Genomic DNA, 26,154 nt, shown 5'->3' with positions numbered 1-26,154 from the left:
GTAGATAGTGTCGTTGCCAATTTCTCCTCGGAGTTCATCAGAACCTTGTTCGCCACGCAGTTCGTCTTCACCCTCGTCGCCGTACAAGGAATCATTTTCCGTACCGCCGTAAAGAAAGTCGTTGCCGTTTTCTCCTCGGATTTCATCGCTACCACCCCAACCACTGAGGCTATCAGGACCAAAACTTCCGTATAAGCTATCTTTACCAGTATGTCCCCAAATAATATCTGCTGCTGGTGTTCCTTGTAGAGATCGGTTAAATTCCAGTAAATTTGTAACAGCAGGAAAATCGCTCTCGCTAGTACCCTCTGGAAAATTATTATCAATGCTAAGACCAACTGCATTTAAAACAGAGACAATCACTGAGTTACTATTTTGCCATGCTTGGTTGCCAGCCAAAAAATTAGAATTGTTGTAATCAAGATTGGCATTGCTAATAGCAAACGCTTGATTTTTCATCACATCCCAAACATCTTTGGCATTTCTCCCACCCAACTCAACTTTCTTGTTTGATACATAATTATTATCCCGTTTATCTTTTGAGGCAATTAGTTCGATATCGGCCTGAATTTCTATCGCTCCAAAAGTGCCTGGACCTTGAGGACCACCACGAATTACATATTCTTTACCATCATCTTTTTTGATAACAAGATAAAGATGTTGTTTACCGATAGGTATACCTAACCCCGGTATTGTTACTTTTTTTGATTCTACATATATAGCGTTTTGGTCATTATTAGGATGGGTATTATAAGTGGGAGTAGGCGATGATATTAGAGTTACATCAGGAATTATAATAATCGAATTCTGTTCCACTATAGCTAAATCATTACCCAAATTCAAAACAAAAGAATCATCCTCTCTTTGCAAGCGCTTGACTTCGCCATCACTCAAGCCTAAATTACGAGCAACGTATGAAAATAACTCCCCTTCATCTCCCGGAGTATCAGAAGTGTTAATACTCCAATCCACAGAATGACCAATTTCTTCCAATAAAACACTGGTAATCCCTTGAAGATTATCAGTATTTTGGGTCAAAAACTCTTCAGAAACATAAATGGTATTATTTGAACCCGCATAAGCAGCATTAGCCCCTTGGAGTTCAGAACCACTGCGAATTTCGATCGCAGGCAAAGATGCAAAATCGCTATTAATCCACTGCTGGCGGATTTCTTCTAACTTACCAGCATCAAAATTTGTGCCGAAAATACTTTGAACTTTGGCAACAAAATCATCACCATTGGCAAAATTATTCAAAATGCTGTAAACATCTTGCAAAGAAGTTTCGATCGCAGAATTGAATGAGTTGTTAGAAGTAGCCATGATTTTTGTCCTCGCGTGGTAGATACAATGTGTTCTGAAAATTGACAAAGCGACTCTATCGACAAGCCCGATCGCACTTCTGTACTTCTGCACTTCTGCACTCTCTAGCTGTCGTATATCCGTCATTTACCCAAACTGAAGTCTCGCGAAGCGCGATCGCACTTCAACTCTGTTGTCGCAATTACCCGTTCAAATGAACTCAATAAATGCAACCGTGGAAATAGACTAAACCAACATCGGAAGAAGCCCTTTCCAATATCCGTTGGGATGTTGGTTCGGATTTCGATCGGGAAGTTACGGGCGATCGCACTTTTGAATAACTCTCAACAAGTGCGATGAACTTCGTAATTTCCCTTACATTTACTTATCAGGGTGAACTCAGTGGTTTTATGCAAAACTCTCAAGTTTTTTTTGTAAAGTTTTGCAAACACTGGTGAAAGTACGGAACAACGAGTGTTTTTGGGATTTCAGGGCGATCGAATCACGCGCTTTCCCACAATCCGGCGGGGAATTCATTCCCCGCCTCATAGCCAAAGTCCTCTCAAAGAGGACTGGTAAATTCTTCAGTCGTCTTCAGACGACTTTCGCTTTGAGGCAGGGGTTTCAACCCTTGCCGGAGTTCGGGATTGCGAGATAGCCGGATTGCGCGATCAATCTGGTTGTTAGCGCCAAAGATCGATCGCCCCTAAAGCCTTTTTGTTGTTCCTATTTACTTATCAGGGTGAGCTCAGTAGTTTTATGCAAAACTCTCAAGTTTTTTTGTCGAGTTTGGCAAACACTGGGTGAAAGTACGGAACGACGGGTGTTTTCGGGACTTAAGGGCGATCGGTCTTTTAAGTCGTTTTTATCTTTAGGGTGCGTCAGCTACGATTATTTTCGCTTTCTATCAAAAATCTTATCCTTGAGACACCTTGCCAACCAACGGTGCGTCAGAACTCGACTTTTTGTGGTGATCGACAATCTCGCAACTGACGCACCCTACCACTTGCTTTACGGAGGAAATGGAGCTGATTTAGGATGAGTCCCAGCGTAGTAAACAAGCACTTTGCGTTGGTCTTCATCCGGTACATAAAATACTCGGTCTGAGCTGGTTACTTCATACTCCCATGCACCTTTGTAGAGTTTACCTTTTAAGGGAAAAACTCTCTTTGGTTTTCTCACCATTGGCGCATTACATAAATCCTGATAGCACCGACGAGTATTCTCAGGAGCGCGTAACATTAAGGCTTCCCAATCCCGGTTAACCCGTCGGTTTTTCGCTACTATTAACCAGGGCGATGCAGGTACTTGCGCGATAAGTTTGATTTCGTTTTCTTTAGCAGATGGCTTTGTTCGCGGTGCTGTCAGCGGTTCTTCAGGAGGCTCTACCAACTCTGAAAGCACAGGCGCTGGTGCGGTAATTTCGGCTTCCGCTTCAAGAGTTGCGGGTGATGGTGTCGGCTGTTCTTCAGGAGACACCGGGCTTGCCGAATCGTCTGGAATTGGTTCAGAGTGCGTCATACCGAAGCCGATTCGGTAGTGTTTTCTGCGGTCGGTTTTGTCAGTAACACTTCTTCAATTTCATCGCTGAAAGCTGCTGCGAGTTCAGGACTAGAAATTGCGATCGCGCTTTCATGCCATTCATAAATTGTTGCCTCGATCCGATCCCAAGCCGCAGGTTCCGACTCCACAAGACGGTAATCTTTCTCCATTTCTGCGATCAGTTCACTGAGTTCATCCTTGTCAAATTCTTTTAGCCACCCATAGGGATGTTCTGAACCAATCTGTTCTCCCAGACGCAACCGATAAGCAGCGGCTGTCACCTCAAAGACTTTCAGGGAAAGGGCGGCGGCTTTTACCAACAGCGCCATATCGTCGCGGCGCAGCAAAGCAAAATGCTGGTCGTTACGAGTGATGGTGATAGGATGATCCATCGCCAAATCCAGCACTCTACCTGGTTGCCGGTTCAATTCGGTGGCGGTAATTAATTCATCGCCGTACACCAGCCGCGAAGATTGACTCAGCATAGCTTTTTCACCTCTATCAACATCGGAACGCTTTTCAAGTGGCATACGTATTATTATACGTACTTCTCAAGGTTTTTCACTTTTTACAAAGCTTAACATCCTCTTCGTCCGGTCAAATTGACAGCCCAGCAAGACTTTCAACCATCTGCTCAAAAAAACTTTCAGAATTTCGCATAAATTCCTCCAACTCACCCTGATAAATAAATGTAGGAACAAAGTTGCGGCCGCACTGAACTATGACTGATAAATCCAACCCCTCCGAGGGGGAAGACCACTTATCTGACGAAACCGATGCTGTTGGGTGCTCAGTAAAATCGGAAAAGTTCGATCGAGATCCCGCCCACCAGCAAATCGTCGAACTCGTCACCAAAGCTTGCCAGCATCCCCTCGGCAGTCCCCAGCGAGGTCGTTTCTTGCATCGACTGATTCTAGAGATTCTCAAATCGGGCAAACTCTGGAAAGAACACACACCTTACTATGAAGAGGCACTGAACAAGACATGGATCTATCTGTCTCGAAATTTATGTGAAGCTACCACAGCAAAACGACCTTACGATCCCGAAGAAAGCCTGATTACGACTTGGTTAAATCCCTATCTCAAAAAGCGGCTGTTAGATTATCGCCTTGCCCAACAAAAAGAAAAGCAAAAACAAAAACCCCGTCAAATAGTGTCCTTAGAAGGAGAACAAGACGAAGAAAATGTCAATTCAATTGAAAAATTACCAGCAGAAGCGGATTCAACTTTCTATGTTGAAGAAGTTATAGAATGGATCGAAACCGATCCAAATAACGAGTTAAAAAGCAGACACGTTAGAGGCAAACCGCAGATAAACTGCCAAGTTTTATTGCAGCGCCGGTGTTTGTACGGTCAAAGTCTTCAAGAACTCGCAAAAGAGTTTGGCTGCGCGCATTCTACTTTATATCAATTGTTCAACAATGACTGTCGTCATCTGCTGCAAAAATTTTGCGAAGACCAAGGATATCAAACTTTAAATATACCAGGAGTGTACCAGAACAATGAACCATAACAACCTTTGGGAAATCGAATCTTTGCCGATGCCAATTACTCAGAAGGCACTGCAACTTGCTCAGCAGTTTGCCACCCAACAGCGCCACCCGCAAAGGCACGAGCAAGTTTATCTCAATACTTTGGCAGTGCTGGCAGTTCGCGATTATCTAAAAATTATCGATATTGAAACTGATTTGACTCAATGCGATAGCTGGAATCCCGTAATTCGCCTGTTTGCAGATGCAGCAGATTTGTATGTTAAAGGATTGGGAAAAATCGAATGCCGTCCGATTAACAATCGGCCTCAAAATCAAGAAAATGACCATAATTCATCTGCACATCCGCCTGAGATTTGCCCGGTGCCGGTGGAAGCAAGGGCAGAACGCATTGGCTATATTGCTGTAGAAATTGATGAGGAGGAAAAGGAAGCGAGATTGCTTGGTTTTTCTCCAACTGCGGAGGAGGGAGAATTATTATTAAGTAAGTTGCATTCCCTGGATGATTTCTTAGGGCATCTAGAACATTTGTTTGACTCTAAAATTAACTTGCGTCAGTGGTTGGTGAATGTATTTACTTCTGACTGGCAGCCTTTTGAAGCGGTATTTAACCCGCAGCCACAAAGTTCGCCCCTGGAGATTAAAAATCCGGTTCCATCAAATTTTAGAAATTGGCTTAAGGATATTGTTGAAACAGGCTGGCATAAAATTGAACAAGGTAAGGAAAATTTAGAAAATCTGATTTTTCCTGACAAAAACCCCAGTTTTGCGTTGCGAGGAGGTGGCAATTCGAGAGCCGAGTCTCGCTCGCAGATCCGTCAAAGCAATATCAATAGGTTTCCCGAAGCTGATGTCACGCGGGCAAAGTTGATTGACTTGGGAATGCGTTTGGGAAGGACGAGTGTTGCTTTGTTGGTTGCTATTACCGAAGAGGAAGATCGACGAATCAAAGTTCGCATTCAGTTGCATCCCGTCGTTGGTCAAAAGTTTCTGCCGCCAGAACTCAAATTAGCGCTGGTATCGGATACTGGGGAAACTTTACAGCAGGCAGAATCAACCGCCCAAAGTAGTTTGATCCAAATGAAGGATTTTAAAGTTTTACCACAAACTAACTTTAGTGTCAAAGTGGCGATCGACAATTTGAGCATACAGGAAAATTTTGTTGTATAATCTCAATCAACTGTACTCATTGCTAATTTATGCTCAGGGTAGTTAACTTAGATTTTGGATTGGGAAACTTAATCGAAGGATTTCCCTATGTCACAGCCAGGTTAGATATTCAAAAATCAAACAGGAAATTTCAAAGTAGCTTAGGGCCGGCTCCTAGAGTTAAAGAGCTTTATGAAAAACGGAAATTTCTTTATGAGACGCTTTACTCTGGTAGAGCAGAACCTCGCATCGAAATTCTTGAATCCGGCGTCAACAATTTCTCAGATGCCACTCTAGCCGATATCGATCGAGGTTTAAAAGAAAATATTAATCAGTGGCTCAGGAGTAGCGAATTTTTTAATAAAATAGAGAAAGCGCTCCGAACAGAATTACATCCCTCCGATCAGATTCAGATATTTATTGAAAGCGATAATCTTGATATATTGCTGCTGCCTTGGGAGTCGTGGCACTTCTACGAAGATTTCCCTTACTGTGAAATAATTGGGAGTACATTAGAATATCCAAATGCAGCTCCTAAAGCGGTCACAGGAGGATTACTCAGAATATCTCAACTCAGAATTTTAGGTGTTTTGGGAAATAGTAGGGGTATCAATGTTAAAAAAGATGAAAAACAACTTAGACGGCAACTGGGCGATCGCTGCTATATCAAATTTCTTGACGAGCCGGAACCAGAAGAATTAAATAACAAGCTTGTAGATGAAAAAGGCTGGCAAATTTTATTTTTTGCAGGACACAGTGACAGCGATGATAATGCGAAAAATGGGTTTCTGCATATCAATCAAAAACCTTACAATAATACTATCACAATAGCAGACTTAAAAGAAGGTTTGAAAAAAGCTATTGACCGAGGATTGCAGTTGTTAATTTTTAATTCTTGTAAGAGTTTAGCATTAGTACGGGATTTAGCGGCTGAAGGTATTTCTTTGCCGCCAATGATTGTGATGCGAGAGCCAGTACCAGACAAAGTAGCTCATGAGTTTTTAAAGTTTTTTTTGAAATATTTGATTGAGGGAGAGATATTGTTTGTCGCAGTGCGTAAAGCTAAGGATGAACTGAAAAGGTTTGAGAAATCTTCGGGATTCCCGGCTGGTGCGAGTGGGATTCCGATGCTTTGTCAGCATCCAAATTTTGAAGCATTTACTGTGCTGGAATTAGAGCGCGATCGCCCTGTGGTTCCTGCAGGAGATGTTTTGGGTGATACTGCGATCGCGCGCCTAAATAGCGATATCTCTATTATGAGATCTAATTTGATGCGACGCCTGGGAATCGGTTTAGCTACTACCGCTAGCAGTTATATGTTAATCGGTCCAATTCTTGCCCCAGTTGCCAATCAACTTGGTATAAGAAACCACCGTTTGAATAAACCTTTAATAGCTAAATCATACTACAGTTTAGCAACTTTAATAAACCTCAATTATGCACAGCCTTACTATAATTTATCTATATTGTGCGACCAATTGAATGAGGATGAATGTGCGTCTAACGCAATGCAAAACGCAGTATGGCGGGGGCTTCCTGATGCTTATGCTCAAAGATCGCGATCGCTACTGCTCGATAATAAACACGAAGAAGCTTTAAAAGCGATCGCCCTTTGTTTGGCAAACACTCAACACGACGGAGTAAAAGCCGCTTGTTTAAAAAATCGGGGTTGGGCGCGGTTTAAACAAAAGCAATATGACGCTGCTGAAGCAGATTTAAGAATAGCAATAGGATTCAGAGGCGATAGCCCTGAAGCTCAATGCCTTTTAGCACAGGTTCTCGAAATCAAAGGTAAGCCGCAAGCAGCCTTAGAAGCCTGGAATCAGGCGCTTAAATATTCAGATTACCGCGTGCCGAAACAAGATGAATGTATCCAGATTGCCCAGCAACGTTTACAAGCAAAAGGAAATATCAAGTGAAAATCAGGATTGCAGTTTTTATAGCTTTAAGCTCGATCGCAACTACCGCACTAGCAGCCAGTAACAGAATCTCCAACGGACTGATTATCCATACTAGCGGAGAAGTTGCGATCGAGCGCCAAGACGGCCGAATTGTCCGCCCTACCAGCGGTACGCGGCTTTATCCGGGAGACAAATTGCGAACAGCACAAAATGCACAACTGACGATCCAATGTGCAGATTTGGGAATTAAGTCGATCGCATCGGGTGAAAACCAATTGAATAGCTGTTTGTTAGCCAAACAAGAGTCGAAATCTGATTGCAGCCGCGACTTGATTAAATGTCCCGATCGCGGCGATGATAAAATTGCTTGGAATAGCGCGCCAATTCCTTATATTATCAGTCCGCAGCGGACACAATTGCTCGACAGCAAGCCTATTTTGCGGTGGAATCCGGTTGCTGGTGCTACTAGCTATAAGTTGAGTCTCCGGGAAAATGGGGCGAAATTAAACTGGGAAATGACTGTTAGCGGTACTGAGGCTGTCTATCCGGGGGAACCAGCGCTGAAACCGGGTGTTAGGTACCGATTGATTGTCGAGGCGAATACAGGTGCTTCTTCAGAAAGTGCCGTGGGAGAAGGAGATACAGAGTTTGGGTTGCTGGATGAGAAGCAAGTTGAGGCCGTTAAGGATGCAGTTGGGGCGATCGACAAACAAGTACCTAACGAAAACGCCAAAAAATTAGCAATTTCTAGCGTTTATCTTAACACAAACTTGATTGCCGAAGCCAGAGAAATTTTAGAAAATTTACAAGAAACAGGCGTGGAAACACCGCCCATTTATCGCACGTTGGGCGATTTGTATCTGGAAAATCTACAACTGGTTCCCCAGGCTGAAGTCTACTATTCCAAGGTGATTAATACGGCGAAACCAGACGATATTGAGGAGTTGACAGCGGCTCGATACGGATTGGGGCAAGTTCATTCAGCGATGAGAAATAATCTGGAAGCTATGAAATATTTGCGAATGGCCAAAGATGGATATACAACTTTGGGAGATTTGCCAATGGTGGAAAAGGTAGAGAAGCAATTGCGGGATTTGCAAAGGAGGGAACAGAGGAAATAGTAACTGGCTGTGACGTTAATTCCGGAAGGGGTTGTGACGTTAATTCCGGCAGGGAATGAATTCCCTGCCTCAAAGCAAAAGTCCACTAAAGTGGACTGATCTCAAACTTTTTTCTACAGTCTTCTTCAGTTGACTAATACCAAACTTTTTTCTACAGTCCTCTTCAGAGGACTTTCGCTATTAGCCAGGGAATTCATTCCCTGGCGGACTTTGGGACTGTCAGAGGGCGCTGGCGGACTTTCGCAATTATCAGAGTGTACGAGATATCATCTACTAACAAAACCATGAAATCAACATACAAAAAACCCCGCTTTTTCCTCACCTTCCTCTCCTTCACCACCTTAGCAATGTGGGAATTAGGACTTTTCCCCCCATCCCAAACAGCCACAGCCCAAATTACCCCCGCAACCGACGGCACGAATACTCAAATTACTCCCAGCGGCAACCAATTCAACATCAACGGCGGCCAACAATCTAGCGACGGCGGAAATCTATTTCACAGTTTCCAAGAATTCGGCTTAAGTCAAGGGCAAACTGCCAATTTTATATCAAATCCTAATATCCGCAATGTTTTAGGGCGAGTAGTCGGCGGCGATGCTTCGCTGATTAACGGATTAATTCAAATAACTGGCGGCAATTCCAACTTATTTTTAATTAATCCGGCGGGGATTGTTTTTGGTGCAAATTCTAGTTTGAACGTGCCTGCTGCTTTCACTGCGACTACTGCGACGGGCATCGGCTTTAACAATAACTGGTTTAGTGCGACTGGTACAAACAATTATACTCAGTTAGTCGGAAATCCTAATAGTTTTGCTTTTACAAATACACAGCCGGGGGGAATTATCAATTTAGGCAATTTGGCTGTGGGACAAGGGCAAAATTTAACTTTATTGGGCGGCACGGTTTTGAGTACGGGACAACTTTCTGCACTGGGAGGTAATATTATTGTTGCGGCTGTACCGGGGGAGAGTTTAGTCAGAATTAGTCAACCGGGAAATCTGTTGAGTTTGGAGATTCAACCGCAATCTGTCGCGGGGAGTTTGCCTCAAAATTGGGTGTTGCCGGTTGCATCTTTGCCGCAGTTGTTGACTGGTGGCGGGGGAAGTGCAACGGGGGTGACAGTCAACGCTGGAGGGCAAATAGAATTAACTGGTTCTGGTTTGCAGGTAGAGAATGGAGATGTCACTGCTAAAGAAGTAAGTGCGGAGACTGCAACGCTGTCAGCTAATCGCAATTTGACATTAGTTGAAAGTCTGTTGCGTACAACTGGCGATTTAAATTTGTTGGCTAACAATACAGTGCGGGTGCGCGATAGTGCGGCAAATCCGTTTGTGGCAAATGCTGGCGGAAATCTCTACATTCAGGGAAATCAAAGTATCGATCTTTTGGCGCTGAATCATCTTTTGCAAACGCCTTTTGTCAGCGGTGGAAATCTGACTTTAGTGAGTGATGGCATCATCTCTACAGATGCTCACTTTCGCAGTGGCAGTAACACATCGATTGTTGATTTATCTGGTAAACCTGCGAATTTTATTAGTCTGTACGATCCAATTTTTACACAACCTGATGACTATACTTCAGGGGGTTACACGGGTGCGTCTCTCAAGGTAGATACAACTTCGGGTACAGGAAATATTATTTTTAATGGAGATATAAGTATTACGAGTGCCGATGCAACTTATGCTGGTGCTACTACGGGTGATGAATTTATATTGGGCAGTTCCCCATCGGTAATTTTGCGATCGGGTGGCAATATTCAAACAGGAAAGATTAGTACGTTCAGTTATACAGATAATAGTGGTATAATATTTTTGACTGCTGGAGGCAACATCCTTACAGATAGACTTTCTACTGCAAATGTGACAGGCAGTATCACCAGTGTGAGTCTCACAACTGGTGACATTACTTTGAATGCAGGTGGCACTATTACTACAGGTAGTCTAGATTCTGAGGCGACCCTAAATTCGGGTGATATTACTATCAAAGCAAAAAACGATATATCTTTCAACTGCATTAGTTCTTTTTGTATAAATAGTTCTGCAAGAGGAAATACTCAGGACATATCTAGTAGCAGGAGCGGTAATGTTACCATCATCAGCGAACAGGGAGGAATTTTTTTTCCTCCCAATGGAGGATCGATTATCGCTGGATCGATTCTTAGCTCCCGCGTTGCTGGTTCTATCACTTTACAGGCCGCCCGTAATATTTCTGTGGGTGATATAGTCTCAGGTAGTATATTTGGAGGACAAGCTGATATTGCAAATATCAATATTACTAGCGTAAATGGAACTATTAACATTGGCGAGATAGATGTTATTTCCGAAAGCAATAATATAGGTGGCAATATACGTGTCTCTGCTAATGGAAATATTACAACAGGTAAAGTGTCTGCCTACGGTAGAGGGCAGAGTAACACACAGGGAGGCATAATTAATTTTACTAGCACTAATGGCAGCATTAACACAGGTGAATTCTACCAAAATACTTCGTCTTATGGTGATTTGACTTTGTCTTATGGTGATATGGATTATGGTGGGCCGTTTATTGTAAGTTTTGCCCCTGAAAATGGTGGGTCAATAACTTTAATAGCAGATCGCGATAATATTACGACTGGCAATTTCAATGTCAGGGCAATTCAAAGCGGCGGCTCGATCGCCCTTAGAAGTGGGGGTACAATTAATATCGGCGCGATCGATACTACGGGCGATCGCGCTGCTGGAAATATTACCATTCAAGCCAGCACCGGCATCACAACACCGACAACAGGAACCGCGATCGCGGGTACTTCTAGTAAGGGCAACGGTAGCAATGTTACTTTATCTACTACCAACGGTGACATTAATATAGGCGATGTTTTAGTATCGGGAATACAGGGTGGAAATCTTAACTTTACTAACAGCAACGGAAATATCACTACAGCTCAGCTATTGACAAGTTATGACGGTTCATCTCCGGATCTTAAAACTAACACAGGGGGCAATGTTAATCTAAATGCTGGGGGAAATATTACTACCAGCGACATCCGGGCGATCGGCAATCAAGACGGCGGATCAATCACGTTTAAAAGTGGCGGTTCTATAGATACTACCGCCGGAATCATCAATGCAATGGGTGGCAACAACGGCGGCAATATTTCCCTAGAAGCCACAAACAATATCACTACAGCCGGAATTGGGAACTCGGCTGTATTGTTAAGCGGGTTCAACGCCAACAGTGGCAATCTTCGCATTCAAAGCGGCGGTAATATCGACACAACTGCCGGCCCAATTATTACCGCCGCAGCAAATGGTAAGGGCGGAGGAGTCACCATAAATGCTGGCGGAACAGTTTCGACATCTGATATTAATTCCCGCACTTTCGCTCCCAGTATTACTGTTACTGGTGGCAATATTGATGTCCAGGCAAATGATTCTATTACTGCCAAGGGCAAGATCGAAACTAACCGCAATAACATTACTTTTAACGCTCCGGTAACATTAGGTAACGACCTCTCGGTCAAAATTTTAGAGACTGGCGATATTACTTTTAAGTCTACAGTTGACGGGCATTACAGTCTGACTGTTCAACCCGATGCCGGAAGTGTTGATTTTGGCGAGGCTGTTGGCAGTGTTACTCCCCTCAACAGCGTCAATATTCAAGATGATGTCCCCGAAAGTTCCGCTGCAATTAACATTATTACTACGAATAATATTATAGCCAAAAATATCACCTCACCCGCCGGAATTTCTTTGTTTAGTGAGAACGGAGAAATCACCACAGGTGATCTCGCTGCGACTTCTCCTAACAATGGCGGTAATATCGCTTTGAGCGCTGGAACTAATATTGCTACGGGCGATATCAATACCTCGTCTGCTGGTAATGGTGGCAGTATCTTGCTCGACGCTACCGGAAGTATTACTGTTGGTAAAGTTGACTCTTCGGCGCAGGGGAATGCAGGGAATGTCACGGCTTATAACCGCAGTGCTGCGGGCGATATTACTGCGAGTCTAATTAACGCTCAAAGTAGTCTCGGCAAGGGTACGGGAGGCAATGTCGAGATTCGGATGGGAAGGTTTTTTCGATCGCTCAATTCGTTCACAGACAGCAACGGCATCAATGCTAGCATTTCTACCGCTGGAAATCCTGGAGATAGCAGCGGCGGTACTATAATTATCCGCCACGGAGGCGCAGGATTAACGCCGTTTATTGTCGGTGATTCTGCCACAAATGGAACGGCGGGTGCAATTACTAGGGGAAATTCTAATCCTATTCAAACAATTTTGCCCGATCGCGAATATCTTTATACTCACAAACAGGATGTCGATCGCATTCAAATTATCTCCGTACCGCCACCAATAGTTGCACCCACACCAGCAGCTACTCCAACGCCCGCAGCTACTCCCACGCCCGCACCCACAGCAGCAGCTACTCCAACGCCCGCACCCACAGCCGCACCTACTCCAACGCCTGCACCCACACCAGCAGCTACTCCCACACCTGCACCGACAGCAGCAGATACTCCATCGCCCGCACCGACAGCAGCAGATACTCCAACGCCTTCCCCCACAGCGACTCCAGCGCCCGCAGGCACGCCCTCACCGCAACCCGCACCGCGTTTACCCCTTGCACCTTCGGCAACACCCGAAAGCTCGATCGCACCTGCCCCAACGCCGGAAAGCTCGATCGCACCTTTCCCAATTCCCCAAATATTTATCCCACTTGCCCCAATTCCCCAAACTTCGATCGCACCTTCGGCAACACCCGATCCGATACCTGGTTTTCCCATTGACTTCCAACTACCTGAATTGCCCGATTCATTCGTACTGCCACCCCGCGCGCGCCCTACACAGCCCTCAACGCCCACAACCCCAAACGCTGCTGCCCGCATAGCTTCTACACCTACCCTTCCCTCTGTTTCCCAAATCACCTCCTCCCTCGGCGCTCAACCTGCGATCGCCCCCGAACCTTCAAACGCGCCAAATCCCGCGCCCACAGCCCCTCTTGCCTCTCTAACCCAGCCTGTAACTCAGATTCAGCCAGCACCTGCAAGTGCGATCGTGCCCACGCCTGCAAGTGTGATCGTACCCGCGCCCGCTGTCAGCCCAAGCCAAACTCCCCAACAGGAGTTAGCTTTTTTAATTGGCGATTTATTGGGTGCGGAAACTTCTTTCGAGCAAAATCCTGAAACTGGAAATACCAGAGTTGGCTTCCAACTAGAAAATAATCGACAAATATCGATCGACATACCGCCCGTTGAAACACCCAATATTACCTTTATCCCAGCTTCAGAAAACCCTCCAGAAAACCCGCCGCAGCTTGGCGCTTCTTCCACCGAACAACCCGACGGATATATAGTCTTAAATCCCCCTCCTGCCGAGACGCCTCCTCCAGAACAACCTGCTGAAAACCCTACTAATTGGTTGGCAAATATTCCCCAAATCTCTCTGCCGCAAATAGAATCACCTCCCGTTAATCCAGTACCCGCACCAACTCCAGCGCCCGCATTAACTCCAGCACCAACTCCAACTCCTGCCCCCACACCAGCGCCAATTCCCGCACAAACTCCCACTCCCCCTCCGCTCGCAGAAAATCCCCCACCTGCAGATATCCCAAATCTCTTTCCCTCACAAATTAGCAGGTTGCTCGTCGAACAAACTTTAGACCAAGGCAATGCTAACGATGCTGTTGCTCTAATTGACCAACTCTTTGAACAAGACTACGAAAATTATTATGGGGAAAATTTCACGGATCAACAAGTTAATTTTCAATATGTGAGAGAAACTCTAAAAACAATTAAGGAAGAAACCGGGAAGCAAGCTGTAATTGTTTACGCGATCGTCCGTCTCGAAGAATTATCTTTAGTGTTAGTAGTTCCAGACGGCCCTCCGATTATCAAAAATATTCCGGTCAGTAGCGCAGTTTTGCTGGGAAAAGTGGCAGAATTCCATCGCTATTTGGGTCAATCGAATGATTCGCAAAGTGAAGAATATTTGCCAATAGCTGAGAAACTTTACCAGTGGTTAATTGCGCCGATTAGTTCAAATTTAGAAGCATTAAATATAGATACGCTAGTGTTTTCCTTTGATGCCGGTTTGCGCCAACTACCGCTAGCAGGTTTGCACGACGGCAAGCAGTTTTTAGTAGAAAAGTACAGTGTAGGCTCAATTCCCAGTGTCAGCCTGAGTAACACAAAGTATAAAAGTTTGAAAAACACTCAAGTTTTAGCGATGGGTGCTTCCGAATTTCCACACACCGATCAAGATCCTTTGCCTGCGGTGCCGATCGAATTATCTGTGATCGCCGGTACCAGAAGCGACAGGAAAAATCAAGCGGGATCGAGCAGAAATGAAAGTTTTCTCAATCCTACTGCTGAATTGCCCTTGTGGCGGGGACGGTCTTTTCTCAACGAGAACTTTACCCTAAACAATCTCAGCAAACAGCGACAGCAACATGCATTTGACATTGTTCACTTTGCTACTCACGCTAGCTTTCCGCAAAATCAAAACGGACGCAAGGAAGCTGAGATTCATTTGTGGAACCGTTCTTTGGCGCTGGATGAATTTAGATCGGCGAAGTGGTACGATCGCCGACAAGTAGAATTATTAGTGCTGAGTGCGTGCCAAACTGCGATCGGCGACAATACAGCAGAAATGGGATTTGCTGGACTGGCCGTCCGCAGCGGTGTCAAATCAGCGCTAGCGAGTTTGTGGAAAGTTAAGGATATCGGCACTTTGGCGTTGATGACCGAGTTTTATGGCAATTTGCGATCGGAAAACATTAAAGCTGAAGCCCTCAGAAAAGCTCAACTGGCAATGATCCACAAACAAATTGTAGTAAAAGACGGTCAATTGCGGGGAACTCAAGGCGCGATCGACATTAACCAAGCCACAAAAGTAGGAAATGCAAATTTCTCTCACCCGAAGTTTTGGGCCGGATTCACAATAATTGGTAGTCCTTGGTAATAGGCGATATCGCCAGGGAAACGGCATAGCGCCGTGTCGGGTGCGATATCTGTAAGGAAACGGCACGGCGACGTGTCCAGGGCGCAGAGTATCCCTGACCGAAAGCATCCAGGATACAAGCCCCCGGATTCATTCCGAAAGCAGACTCAGGACCCAGAAATAAAAAACCTGTATCCGATAAAGGAACCCCCGAATTTATCCGTGGGGTCAATGCTTCAATTCTAAAATCTAAAATCTAAAATCTAAAATCTAAAATCGATTGACTACTATCTTTTTATGTCATAAATTTGCTATGAATAGCAAAACTAAACACTAGCGGGGCAAAACCTGTGGCTAAGTTTGATAAAATATTCAATTCAGAAGACCAATCCGAAGCAAGCTTGACTTTAGAAGAATCCGTAGCAGCGGTAGCATTTGTGGCAGCAGAGGCAAATTCCCCTGACACGGATGTGGATATCTTAGAAAGCATACTTTGGAAATCAGAAATATTTGCTGAATACTCGGAAGATGATATGTCAGCAATGTTTCAAAGACTCGCCGGTATTGTGGCCCAAGATGGTTTAGGAGCATTATTTAATACTGCTTGGCAATCTATGCCAGATGAGTTAGTTTTGGATACTTTTGCAATAACCGCAGCAATGTTTGTCGCAGATGGCGAAATATCTCAGAAGCACCAGGCTTTTCTTCAGGAATTCCAGCAAGCATTAGGTGTGGAAGATGAGGAAGCAGCAGAAATTATTGAGGATGTAACTGCTGCTTACTCGGAAGTAGAGGGCGAAGATTCTGATTTCGATGCGGCATGGTACGTATCTCCTGAAGGCAATTTTAGCGTTCCCATTCCAGTTGATGATCAACGAGGCGGTAAAATTGATGAGCAAGAAAGCTGTGTCGCATTTTCTGACGACTTTGGCGTCTTGCTGAAAATTGATTATTTCCCTGTTGCTGGTGAAGTTGAAGAAACAATCGAGTCGGTTGGCGAGGAAGGTTATCTCAAGTCTTTTCTCGACAATTTTGTTTCTCAGGCAATTCTTGCTAATGTTGCCAATTCTAAGTTACTCCACGCGGAATATTTAGAAGATGAAGAAGCTTATTTCGTGGTTGTCGATTTGCCTGCGGGTGCAACTATCAGCGTGCAAGAAAACGATGGCTCTCTGACTCGACTGGATGCTTACCGGGGACTTATGGCTTTTATTGCTGACGATTTTTGCTACACCGTAAGCTGTCAGCGCATTTATCAGGAGGGGGATGAATTGGGTTCCCTGGAGTCTGAAGTTGAGGGAATTATGAACAAGATTTTTGAGTTTATTGAGACAATCGAATTCGGGCCTATTGAATAAAGAGGACTTGTTTAGACGGGCTAAAAACCTGGTTTCTTTCTAGATGTCTCGCTGCTCAACCCTATATTTTCAGAGAAACCGGGTTTTTTTGCCAACCATTCTCACGATTATGACATCGTGTCTGGTCGATCGACCAAAATCCAACTCGTTGTTAGTGAAGACTTGAGTTTTCATTACTTGCCCGATCGCACTTATTTTACTGCACTGCTAGATATTAGAGGTTTTTTACCATAAAAGAGTGCGATCGAGAACAGGGTTTTTTGACCCATTCTCGATCGCACTTCCAGATACATTCAGTCAACCACAGTCGAGAGGCAGCAGCAATTAGCCGCCATTTTCGACTAATTAGTAGTCTGAGCTTCCACCAATCTTTGCTTGAGTTCTTCCAGAGCACTCGCCCAGCGCGGATCTGGCTGCACCGAGCCCGAATCAGCGCTCGACACCGTTGTTGCTGACTGATTGCGGCGAGACTTGTTGTTGTCACCCCGACGGCGATTGCTTTTGCTGGAACCGCCTCCACCTTGGCTAGGAGGAGCCGACGAGCGCTGCTGTTGCTGCGGCGCAGGCACAGGCATAGGCATAGACGCCGACGCCGACACCAACTGCGGTGACTGCGGCGACGACTGCTGATCGTCTTCGCCCTTCTCAGATTTACCCTTAGAGCGCGGCAATGCCTTCTCTATTTTCAGCGGGTTTTCTTTGAACATCAAGCCGTTGTATTTCTCAATAACTTGGTCGGCTTGTTCGTCGGTTAGCACAGTCACAAAACCGAATCCTCTGCATTTTCCAGTTTTGCGATCGGTAATTACCTTGGTGGTAACAGATTCACCCTCCGGTGCAAAAACTTCTTGCAATTCTAGGCGATCGAGTTCCTTCGGTAGATTGCCAACATAAAGACGAATAGACATGAAAATTTCCTCCCGACTTGGGTTTTAATTAATTTGCTCGAACAGAATTACCTGAAGTCAACTGAATATGTACTTCAGGCAAACACCACATAACCCGAGAATTGGCGCATTCCTCCCACCAACCTTGACAGATCCCCCCACCTTTTAGAACCAAAAGATGATTTACTCTGATAAGGCCGGAACTTAACCGCCGATGCAGAGAGCTTTTAAATCTCAGGTTGTTGTGTAAACTTTTAGTCATCACTCAAATGTTTAGGCTATTGGCTATTCTGTATTACTTGCTTCCGGTTTTGATTCAGAATGTTTATAGCCAGCGCCGTCTAGAAATTTATGTCCAAGGATGTCAATTGCAAGCGATCGGAATGCCAGTATTCAGTTTAATACAGTGATGGATAAAATGGCTAACATTTTTTCAGCCAGTAATCTTACCTCGATCCTAATCTCGCTCCTAATGCTGAGAACTACTCATTTACCCGGTATCCCTTAAATCAGGCCCGGCAGAGTCCGAGCATTCTTTAAAGGTATCACAGCCTTGGTAACAGAGCTAGTTATTTAGGAAGATTTCAGTCTGAATTTAACGGAAACCACATCTCAATCACTTTTGAGAATTCATCCCGCACAGCAAAAATAGCGGTAGAAAAAAAAACAGCCGACAAGCGGCTGGCTGTACTTGCTGTGTTGGGGTGTTGACAATTTTTACGCAATGCCTTATGGGATTTTAGCCAACTAAAGTTATCGCGCTGTTTGGTTCAATCCAATTCCTGTAAACTAATGTAACAGAGGGCTGGCAAAAAAGCAACTTTTCTTTACGAAGGAAGAAGGAACAAGACTGTAGGCTTTCGGGAAAACTTAACGTCAAACCCTGTCACGGACTGCTGTTTGACTATTAACCCTAGATCGCCCCTAGCCCCCCTTAAGAAGGGGGGGACAAGAGTCTTCTCAAAGTCCCCCTTCTTAAGGGATTTAGGGGGATCTAGACTCGGCTACAACCCTGATTTTGACATGGTTTCAGGCTTAAGTTGACACCAATGAAGAGTAGGCTGCGCCACCAGCACGGAGAACATCGCCCATCCGCTGTTTAACTCAAAACTCATCTGGGGCTGCGCGTTGTGCGCGATCGAGTGCGGCAATCTGATAACTATTCCTCATACCTGTAAAAAATGCAATTGTAGGCAACCTCGAAACCCTTATGCAGTAAGTCATTTCCCATTCTTCAATCTAAAATCCAAAATCTAAAATCTAAAATCGTCTCACCTTGGGCCCTGAATAATAATGTATGCGCCCCAAATAGCAGCAGCAAAAGCCAAAATCGCAGACCAAATCGGATGTCCGCTGTCACTGACTCTCCCTCCTTGACTGCGGAGACTTTCAAGGTCGATCGCCACAGTAGCACCCCGGCGCAGCCAACCAGTCGCCACAACAGATGTTCCGATCAAATCGCTAGGGCGAGTAGTCTCTTTGAACAAAAATGGCCACAAAGAGCCAATGTAGCCAAACCTCGAAACATAGTGCAACCTCACCAAACCCGTCGCCGTTTGCAAAATCAAATCTTGTCCCAGCCAATTACTCATACCCGATCGACCCAAAAGTTCACCTTCCAGCCGCACCGGTTCAGCATCCAGCGGCAAACTATCGGGATTTGACAAAATTTCCGGCAAACTCGGCGAAGCGGTTTCTCGCGGGATAATATCCGGGAAGAAATAATTGATCCGCATCAAAGTACCGATAGAAAATCCGATCGGCAAACAGCCCCAAAGAATCGATCGATCGCCCCAAAGCCAATCCAACTGCCAAATACTCGTCCTCGAAAAAATCCCGCCAATCAGCCAAAGCAACCCGACTATCGCCAAACTCATCGGAATTCCAAAAAACGGCGCACCCTGTAAAAATAGTTTTGAGTCTTTAAATTCGACTATTGACTTAAACGGAGACAATTTTCCTTTCCTGGGTTGTTCTGGCACTCCCGCGTTTGCCAAATCTAACTCTGTCTCCAGTTGCCAGAATTGAGCATAAAGAGCCAAAAGCTTCAAACGCTCTCCCAGCAAAGGATGCGCGCGGTTAACCGTCAACCAATTGCGCTCCCGATTGCTGACATCCCACAGCAAAATCTGTTCTAGCGGCGCGTGTAATGCAGCAGAACCAAGGGTTACAGCTTGTCCAACACCTACGGGTAACAATAGATCGAAACTTTCGAGGAAAAAGCTAGTTTGTTTTTGCTGTTCGATATTATCAGCAATGCCGATCACAATTTTACCCAGTGCCCGCGTCAAACCGTTAGGATTACCCGTAATTTCCGCAGCAGTGTGATCGCTAAAATACACTCTGCGGCGCGACAGCCACAACATCGGCCAGCGCAACAACTTATAAATGCCGTAACAGGTAGCAGAAATTGCAGCGGCCACAAATTTAACAGCAGAACGCAAAAACTCGATCGTCATTAAATCACACAACCGCTCTTGCCAATGCGCCACCTGCCAATAAATCAGGTACGGAATCTGAATCACCAGCAGCGCCAGCGACATCGGCGCAAAATCCCAGTGAGAAATATGGCCCAACTCCCGCGCGAAAATAGTGGCAATTTCATCATCCGTCAATTGTTCCAACAGCCCCCGACTCACAGCAATCCGAGCAAAACGGGGCAAACAGCCGTAACTGAAAGCTACAGGAACATTCAGCGGCAAGAGTTTGAGTACCGGCACCGGCATATTTTGCTTCGTACAAAAGCTTCGCAGTACCCGACTAGCTTCCTTGCTGTGCTTCGATAAAACCGACCCGCGCAGGGTTTCGATGCCGCAAAACAGTTTCAGCAGCGCGTCTATCAGCCACGGAGAGGAGGCCAAAAGCAATCCAAAAACCATCTGAACAAACGGAGTTGGATCGCGGTAAAAAAGCTGAATCGGCGCGAAAATAGGCAGTCTAGTGAATATGTAAAGCTGAACCAACAGAGAATTAGTGTTTGTCAGCAGGAATTGCAGGATAAACCGGGCTAGGAAAAATAGGGCGATCGCACTTGCAACGGCTTGCAGCCGAAACTCCAGCAACTTCAGCCGTTTGAGCGGGCGCGGGCTTTTCGCGCGCCCGGTGTCGCGCCAAGTTAGTTGGTAAGTATCTGGGCTGGCGACTCCGGGGATATCTGTTGGGGAACCGGAACTATTTTCGCCACTAATTTCTGTATCGGGTGCAGTTTCTGTCGAGTTTTCTGGTTCAGAAGTCTGATCTGTGGGGGGTGGAGGTGGCGGGGAAATCGGTTTCGATTTGGCCTTTACCGGCTCTACAACAGGCTCTAAAGGTAAAAATCCTGTTTTTTTATCTGCGGTAGGTCGTAGCGAAGCGGGGCGTAAGCCATCGCCCCCAATCGTTTTTTTCGGCGATTTAGTGCCTGCATCAAAGGCGACAAAGCCTGTTTCGGGGGGAGTTTCTGCGGATTTTGGTTTATTTGCCGGTGGTTTTGGGGGGGGAGGGGGGGTTAATTCTTTTAAAGTGCGATCGGCCCAAGTTTTGACTTGAGAGTTGGGACTTTTGGCGAGGGAAGAGCACAGGGCGATCGCCTTTTTCACATTACCGGTTGCTTTGTACGCAGCCACTAACCCCATCTGCGCGCGGATTCCCGACGACTGATTGGCGGCGGTTTGGGTAACGGATTCTAAAAGGGCGATCGCGGTGGGGTAATCCTGCTGTTTCAAAGCTGCTAGCCCAGCCTCTAGAGACTGTTTTGCAGATGAATCCGCCGGATTTGAATTAGTGGGAGGTGCCATGACTGTGCTTTCGCTAGCGTCCTTTCTAAGATAGCTTGGGTGGTCGATCGATAACTGTTCTAACACAGCTCTATTTTGCTGTCATTAGTTGCAACTTTTGCCGCAAGGTACTTAAGTAATTTCACTAAAATTATTTGTTTCTGAGATATTGCACGATCGCCACGATCCGGCAGGGGTTTAAACCCCTGCCTCAAAGCTAAAGTCCTCTAAAAGAGGACTGAAGAATTATGTCAATTTGTGGTTAAATACTTCCTTGCTCTTTTAGTCGGCGAAGGCGGACTTTGTTTGTGTAGAAGCGATTTCAATCGCCGGGTTTCAATCGCCGATTCCATCAAATTTTTGCTTATAATTAAATTAACACCTCACCCCTACATTTATGCCAATTGACGACGAAGATTTTGAAAGCGAATCTATTAGCGGCGATCGCAAACTGGAACTTTTTACCGACAGATACGAATTTACCCGCCGATTTGCCTTTTATTTAAACGAAGACCCCGCGCGCCAACAAATTATGTATTTTTACGGTGATGGAGGCAACGGCAAGTCTTTGCTGCTACAACACTTGCAGTTTCACTGCTGCAAAAGATTTTCGCCGCAGGTGTGGAAACAATTGCACGACATCCCAGAATCACAAGCCGCCCAAGTTGCTGATTTTGTCCGCTATGCTGAACCTAAAATCTACACTCCCATACCCGCAGTCAGACACGATTTCGGATTGATACCGATTAAAGAAGATAAACCGCAAGATAGATTTTACGGCTTGCTGATGCTGCGCCGAAATCTGGCAGCAGCCACTAAGAAATATAAATTTAAATTTCCAAATTATGACTTTGCTTGCTTTTGGTATTTGCTGAACAAAGGCGAATCACAGGCAACTCTCAACCAACTTTTCCCCGATGAGGTGGCGGAATTGGTGGTACCTATAATTGAAACTTTTGTAGATTTTCCGGTGGTGGCGCAAGCTGTAGCCGTGCTCAAAGGGATAGATAAATTGGGCGGGATTAAGCGGGCGATGAAATTAATTCAAAATCGCTTGGGCGTCAGCGATGAAAAGGCGGAGGAAATTCGCCGTCTAGATATTGATACTGAGTTAACCGACTATTTGCCGAAATTGTTTGCTGGGGATTTGAATGCGACAATGGCGGGCAAAAATAAACCCGATCGCCTCGTGATGCTGTTCGATACTCACGAGAAAATGTGGGATGAAAAACGCAATTCTCAAGGCGCAACTTTTTGGTATCAAGATGAGTGGTTTCGGCGGTTGTTGAGGGCCTTGGATTACAAATTGGGGATTGTAGTTGTTGTGGCGGGGCGAGAGTGTCCGGTGACGCAATTGCGGTGGCCGAATGCGTCAAGGTTTCCGATTCCCGCAGATTATATAGATGCACAATTGGTGTGGCATTTATCGCCGGATGATGCGAGGGATTACTTGCACAAAGTGAAGATTGACAAGGCAGATTTGGCAGATGCTGTAATTAAATATGCCAGCCTCAATCCCGACGATCCTTGGGATAATTTGCAGGTACATCCGTTTTATTTGGGTTTGTGCGCGGATGCGGTGCTGGCAGAAAGAAGGCGGGGAATTGAGTTGATGTCGTCGGATTTTGCGCGGATTCCGAAGTTGGAAAACAAGACTGCGGAATTAACAGATCGGTTGCTGAGTTATGTCGATCGCGAAGTGCGATCGGCCGTGCATTCGCTGAGTGCTGGTCGCGCTTTTGATGAGGATTTGTACGTAAAATTGGGGTCTGGTTGCCACTTCCATGCAAGCAGTGCAAATTTTGAGATGTTGACGGGTTTTTCCTTTGTGTGGAAATCGCAGAAGCGGGGGGATAACTGGTATCGGATTCACGATTTATTGCGGCGTTTGGATGCCGAGCGGGACGATCCGAAAACTCGCAAAGCTCATGAAATTTTAGAGCGGCATTACCGAGAAGTGGGGAATGTGGCGGAGGCAATTTTTCATGCTAATCGCTTGGATTGGCAGCGGGGTGTAGAAGAATGGAAAGAGGTGTTTGATGGAGCTTTGGAAAAAAGTCGCTATGGGGAATGCAAGTCGCTACTGGAAGTTAGAGATGAGTTGTGGATTAAAAGTGATTATTGGCTTGGTAGAGTTTCGCGATCGGAGGGAGATTACTATGCTCAGTTTGCTCGATATGTAGAGGCAAAACAAGAATATTTAGAGGCAGTTGCAGCCTATAATTCTGCTTTACTTATTGCACCGGATGATATCAATGCTCTCAACAACAAAGGGAATGCGCTGCAAAGTCTGGGTAAATTGCAAGCAAAGCTAAGTGAATTTGAGGCAGCAAAACAGTCTTACTTTGAGGCGCTCGCTGCCTATAATTCTGGTTTACTTATTGCACCGGATTTTATCAATGCTCTCGCCAGCAAAGGGATTGCGCTACTACGTCTGGGTAAATTGCAAGCAGAGCTTAGTGAATTTGAGGCAGCAAAACAGTCTTACTTTGAGGCGCTCGCAGCCTGTAATTCTGCTTTACTTATTGCACCGGATTTTATCTGTGCTCTCAACAGCAAAGGGATTGCGCTACTACGTCTGGGTAAATTGCAAGCAGAGCTTAGTGAATTTGAGGCCGCAAAACAGTCTTACTTTGAAGCGCTCGCTGCCTGTAATTCTGCTTTACTTATTGCACCGGATGATATCGCTGCTCTCCACAACAAAGGGAATGCGCTGCGAAGTCTGGGTGAATTGCAAGCAAAGCTAAGTGAATTTGAGGCGGCAAAACAGTCTTACTTTGAAGCAATCGCTCCCTTGAATTCTGTTTTACTTATTGCACCGGATGATCTCGGTGTTCTCAACAACAAAGGGAAGGCGCTGTTAAGCCTGGGTGAAGTGCAAGCACAGCTAAGTGAATTTGAGGTGGCAAAACAGTCTTGCTTTGAGGCGCTCGCTGCCTTGAATTCTGTTTTACTTATTGCACCGGATTATATCGCTGCTCTCACCAACAAAGGAAATGCGCTGCGATGTCTGGGTGATTTGCAAGAAAAATTATCTGAGACACAGGAATCACTCAAGAATTGGCAAGAGGCGCTGGAAATGTTTAATCGCTCTTTAGCCATTGCTCCTAATCGCGATTCTGTTCGCAGTGGCCGCGATGTGCTGCAAGAATTTCTCAATATTTTGGGTGACGATACTGTCAGCAGTTACCTCGATCGCAAGGAGTAAAGACGCGGCATTAAAAAGGAGGACGTGTCCAGTTAACTTAAACCGAAAGGCCGCCAGGGAATGAATTCCACGGGGCTTTTAGCAAAAGTCCTCGCTATGAGGACTAATGAATTCTTCAGTCCTCATAGCGAAGACTTTAGCTTTGAGGCAGGGGTTTCAACCCCTGCCGGGATCAGGGCTGAGCGTTAAAGGCCCGCCCTCGAATTTAGCTATTTAACCTTGCAGCTTACCGCCCAGATTTTCTCGGCGATGTACCATCAGCCCGCTTCCGACGGATCAGCACGCTCATCACCTGCTTCGGATTAGCGGCACGCTGTACGGGACTCCAATCGCCCACTTCTGCAAATCCCAGTCGGTACAAAGTGAGTATGGTTTCCCTGACACCCTTGGGCGAACCGACAACCGTTAACAGCACCACTTCCTGTTCGCATACTGCTGCTGAGTCGTCATTTGGGCGATCGAATTTGTTGTCGTCAGGCACGAATTCCTGTGACATAATATGTTCTCCTGGTTTTGGGTTTTCTAGAAAAACCCAAAAACCCAGCCGCCCCGCATTTCAACACATAGCAGGGCGGCTACAGAGGATGTTAAGATACTCGGTTAGCCTCCAGACTGCTATACCCAGTTTGGCGGTTAGCTGTCCATTGCTGTTAGCGCAGCTTTGGGCAGTGCAACTAGATTTTTGGGTGACGCGGGCTGCCTCCTCTACAAGCAAGCAACCTCTCACTTCAAAGCGTAGCCGCAGATGGGGGCCGCCGTCAATCCATTTTGGATTTTAGATTTTGGATCTTAGATTTTGGATTTACTCGTTACCAGCGTCAGCGGCTGGTAACCAGTTAGTTGGGCCGAAATGCTAAATTAAAAGTAATGTTGCTTTAGTACAACCATGTCCAAACGACTCACCATTGCCCAAGCACAGCAGCAGCTTCCAAACCTACCCCAAGAACTTATCAATGAGCCTATCATCATCACTCAAGATGGCGTTCCCGTTATGGCTGCAATGAGCTACACGCATTTGACTGAACTGTTAGAAACCTTAGATATTCTCACCGATACAGAATTCGTTACCAAATTGCGTCAAAGCATCACCCAAGCACGCCAAGGCGAAACTATTTCCTGGGAAAATGCCAAAGCAAAATTGGGACTATAAATCACGAAGAAAATGCGAGCGAATATGAGATCCAGCTTACGCCACTGGCACTGGAAATGTTGGAGGCAGTCAAAGATCGACGAGAATAGGAAAAATTGCGCGATCGCATTGATCAACTAAAAGTTGAACCACAAAAGCAAGGCAAAGCCCTTGTAGATAACCTATCAGGATTTCGCAGCATCCGAGCTGTTGGACAGCGCTATCGTATAGTTTATCAAGTCGAACAAGATCGAGTTCTAGTTGTTGTCGTGGGACTAGGGAGACGTAAAGATGGTGACAAAAAAGACATTTACACCATCTTAGAAAAACTGTTAGATCCGTGATTGTAACTTCTTATATCCGGCGTATTTAAGCCGAATAAATATCATTTG

The 26,154-nt window shown here is 45.5% G+C and carries 15 protein-coding genes; 9 read left to right on the top strand and 6 right to left on the bottom strand.

Annotated elements, in window-relative coordinates; translation table 11 throughout:
- From QUA24_RS00125 to QUA24_RS00115, 3 genes are all read right to left on the bottom strand, one after another.
- Positions 1 to 1,323: calcium-binding protein (locus QUA24_RS00125; RefSeq protein ID WP_445242572.1), on the bottom strand; the 1,323-nt coding region annotated here is incomplete at its 3' end.
- Positions 1,324 to 2,313: 990 nt separating this feature from the next.
- Positions 2,314 to 2,823 (bottom strand): hypothetical protein, encoded by a 510-nt coding sequence (locus tag QUA24_RS00120; RefSeq protein ID WP_333226266.1) that lies wholly within the window; start codon positions 2,821 to 2,823, stop codon positions 2,314 to 2,316.
- Positions 2,820 to 3,374 carry a hypothetical protein gene (locus tag QUA24_RS00115; protein WP_333226264.1) on the bottom strand — a complete coding sequence of 185 codons (555 nt, stop codon included), beginning with the start codon at positions 3,372 to 3,374 and terminating at the stop codon, positions 2,820 to 2,822. Before QUA24_RS00115 ends, QUA24_RS00120 begins: the two co-directional genes overlap by 4 nt.
- Before the next feature lie 191 nt (positions 3,375 to 3,565).
- Between QUA24_RS00115 and QUA24_RS00110 the strand changes: the two genes are divergently transcribed.
- The 6 genes from QUA24_RS00110 (at position 3,566) to QUA24_RS00085 (ending at position 16,783) form a co-directional block, all read left to right on the top strand.
- Entirely contained in the window at positions 3,566 to 4,357 is a 792-nt protein-coding gene (locus QUA24_RS00110) for a sigma-70 family RNA polymerase sigma factor (RefSeq protein ID WP_333226262.1), read from the top strand.
- Positions 4,347 to 5,504 (top strand): DUF1822 family protein, encoded by a 1,158-nt coding sequence (locus QUA24_RS00105; protein ID WP_333226260.1) that lies wholly within the window; start codon positions 4,347 to 4,349, stop codon positions 5,502 to 5,504. Before QUA24_RS00110 ends, QUA24_RS00105 begins: the two co-directional genes overlap by 11 nt.
- A 29-nt stretch (positions 5,505 to 5,533) precedes the next feature.
- Complete coding sequence (locus QUA24_RS00100) at positions 5,534 to 7,402, top strand: CHAT domain-containing protein (protein ID WP_333161873.1); 1,869 nt, start codon at positions 5,534 to 5,536, stop codon at positions 7,400 to 7,402.
- Positions 7,399 to 8,505, top strand: a complete 1,107-nt coding sequence (locus QUA24_RS00095; protein WP_333226257.1) for a hypothetical protein — start codon at positions 7,399 to 7,401, stop codon at positions 8,503 to 8,505. Before QUA24_RS00100 ends, QUA24_RS00095 begins: the two co-directional genes overlap by 4 nt.
- A gap of 347 nt (positions 8,506 to 8,852) precedes the next feature.
- Positions 8,853 to 15,446 carry a CHAT domain-containing protein gene (locus QUA24_RS00090; RefSeq protein ID WP_445242573.1) on the top strand — a complete coding sequence of 2,198 codons (6,594 nt, stop codon included), beginning with the start codon at positions 8,853 to 8,855 and terminating at the stop codon, positions 15,444 to 15,446.
- A 329-nt stretch (positions 15,447 to 15,775) separates the two neighbouring features.
- On the top strand, positions 15,776 to 16,783 hold the full coding sequence (locus tag QUA24_RS00085; RefSeq protein ID WP_333226254.1) for a tellurite resistance TerB family protein: 1,008 nt from the start codon (positions 15,776 to 15,778) through the stop codon (positions 16,781 to 16,783).
- A 341-nt stretch (positions 16,784 to 17,124) separates the two neighbouring features.
- Here QUA24_RS00085 and QUA24_RS00080 read toward each other — a convergent pair whose 3' ends face one another.
- The gene (locus tag QUA24_RS00080; RefSeq protein ID WP_333226252.1) at positions 17,125 to 17,691 is read right to left on the bottom strand and encodes an RNA-binding protein; all 567 of its coding nucleotides are present in this window, start codon (positions 17,689 to 17,691) and stop codon (positions 17,125 to 17,127) included.
- A gap of 1,250 nt (positions 17,692 to 18,941) precedes the next feature.
- Positions 18,942 to 21,512, bottom strand: a complete 2,571-nt coding sequence (locus tag QUA24_RS00075; RefSeq protein ID WP_333226250.1) for a zinc metalloprotease HtpX — start codon at positions 21,510 to 21,512, stop codon at positions 18,942 to 18,944.
- Between the two features lie 310 nt (positions 21,513 to 21,822).
- Here QUA24_RS00075 and QUA24_RS00070 point away from each other — a divergent pair, with 310 nt between their 5' ends.
- Positions 21,823 to 24,633, top strand: coding sequence for a hypothetical protein (locus QUA24_RS00070; RefSeq protein WP_333226248.1), 2,811 nt, complete (start codon positions 21,823 to 21,825; stop codon positions 24,631 to 24,633).
- A 226-nt stretch (positions 24,634 to 24,859) separates the two neighbouring features.
- Here the strand turns inward: QUA24_RS00070 and QUA24_RS00065 are convergent, their stop codons facing one another.
- The gene (locus QUA24_RS00065; protein WP_190735306.1) at positions 24,860 to 25,129 is read right to left on the bottom strand and encodes a hypothetical protein; all 270 of its coding nucleotides are present in this window, start codon (positions 25,127 to 25,129) and stop codon (positions 24,860 to 24,862) included.
- A gap of 390 nt (positions 25,130 to 25,519) precedes the next feature.
- Between QUA24_RS00065 and QUA24_RS00060 the strand changes: the two genes are divergently transcribed.
- Both QUA24_RS00060 and QUA24_RS00055 read left to right on the top strand, forming a co-directional pair.
- The gene (locus QUA24_RS00060; RefSeq protein ID WP_333202989.1) at positions 25,520 to 25,783 is read left to right on the top strand and encodes a prevent-host-death protein; all 264 of its coding nucleotides are present in this window, start codon (positions 25,520 to 25,522) and stop codon (positions 25,781 to 25,783) included.
- Between the two features lie 95 nt (positions 25,784 to 25,878).
- The gene (locus QUA24_RS00055; RefSeq protein WP_333226246.1) at positions 25,879 to 26,106 is read left to right on the top strand and encodes a type II toxin-antitoxin system RelE/ParE family toxin; all 228 of its coding nucleotides are present in this window, start codon (positions 25,879 to 25,881) and stop codon (positions 26,104 to 26,106) included.
- Positions 26,107 to 26,154: the final 48 nt, after the last annotated feature.

This window comes from Microcoleus sp. Pol12B5 (assembly GCF_036701335.1).
Classification (GTDB): domain Bacteria; phylum Cyanobacteriota; class Cyanobacteriia; order Cyanobacteriales; family Microcoleaceae; genus Microcoleus.
Note: the sequence above shows the minus strand (reverse complement) of the source record. Positions and strands in the feature narration are given on the sequence as shown.

Excerpts from the sequence above, each read along its gene's own strand:
- QUA24_RS00120 (WP_333226266.1), bottom strand. The coding sequence starts at position 2,823 with ATGACGCACTCTGAACCAATTCCAGACGATTCGGCAAGCCCGGTGTCT.
- QUA24_RS00115 (WP_333226264.1), bottom strand. The coding sequence starts at position 3,374 with ATGCCACTTGAAAAGCGTTCCGATGTTGATAGAGGTGAAAAAGCTATG.
- QUA24_RS00110 (WP_333226262.1), top strand. The coding sequence starts at position 3,566 with ATGACTGATAAATCCAACCCCTCCGAGGGGGAAGACCACTTATCTGAC.
- QUA24_RS00105 (WP_333226260.1), top strand. The coding sequence starts at position 4,347 with ATGAACCATAACAACCTTTGGGAAATCGAATCTTTGCCGATGCCAATT.
- QUA24_RS00100 (WP_333161873.1), top strand. The coding sequence starts at position 5,534 with ATGCTCAGGGTAGTTAACTTAGATTTTGGATTGGGAAACTTAATCGAA.
- QUA24_RS00090 (WP_445242573.1), top strand. The coding sequence starts at position 8,853 with ATGTGGGAATTAGGACTTTTCCCCCCATCCCAAACAGCCACAGCCCAA.
- QUA24_RS00080 (WP_333226252.1), bottom strand. The coding sequence starts at position 17,691 with ATGTCTATTCGTCTTTATGTTGGCAATCTACCGAAGGAACTCGATCGC.
- QUA24_RS00070 (WP_333226248.1), top strand. The coding sequence starts at position 21,823 with ATGCCAATTGACGACGAAGATTTTGAAAGCGAATCTATTAGCGGCGAT.
- QUA24_RS00065 (WP_190735306.1), bottom strand. The coding sequence starts at position 25,129 with ATGTCACAGGAATTCGTGCCTGACGACAACAAATTCGATCGCCCAAAT.
- QUA24_RS00060 (WP_333202989.1), top strand. The coding sequence starts at position 25,520 with ATGTCCAAACGACTCACCATTGCCCAAGCACAGCAGCAGCTTCCAAAC.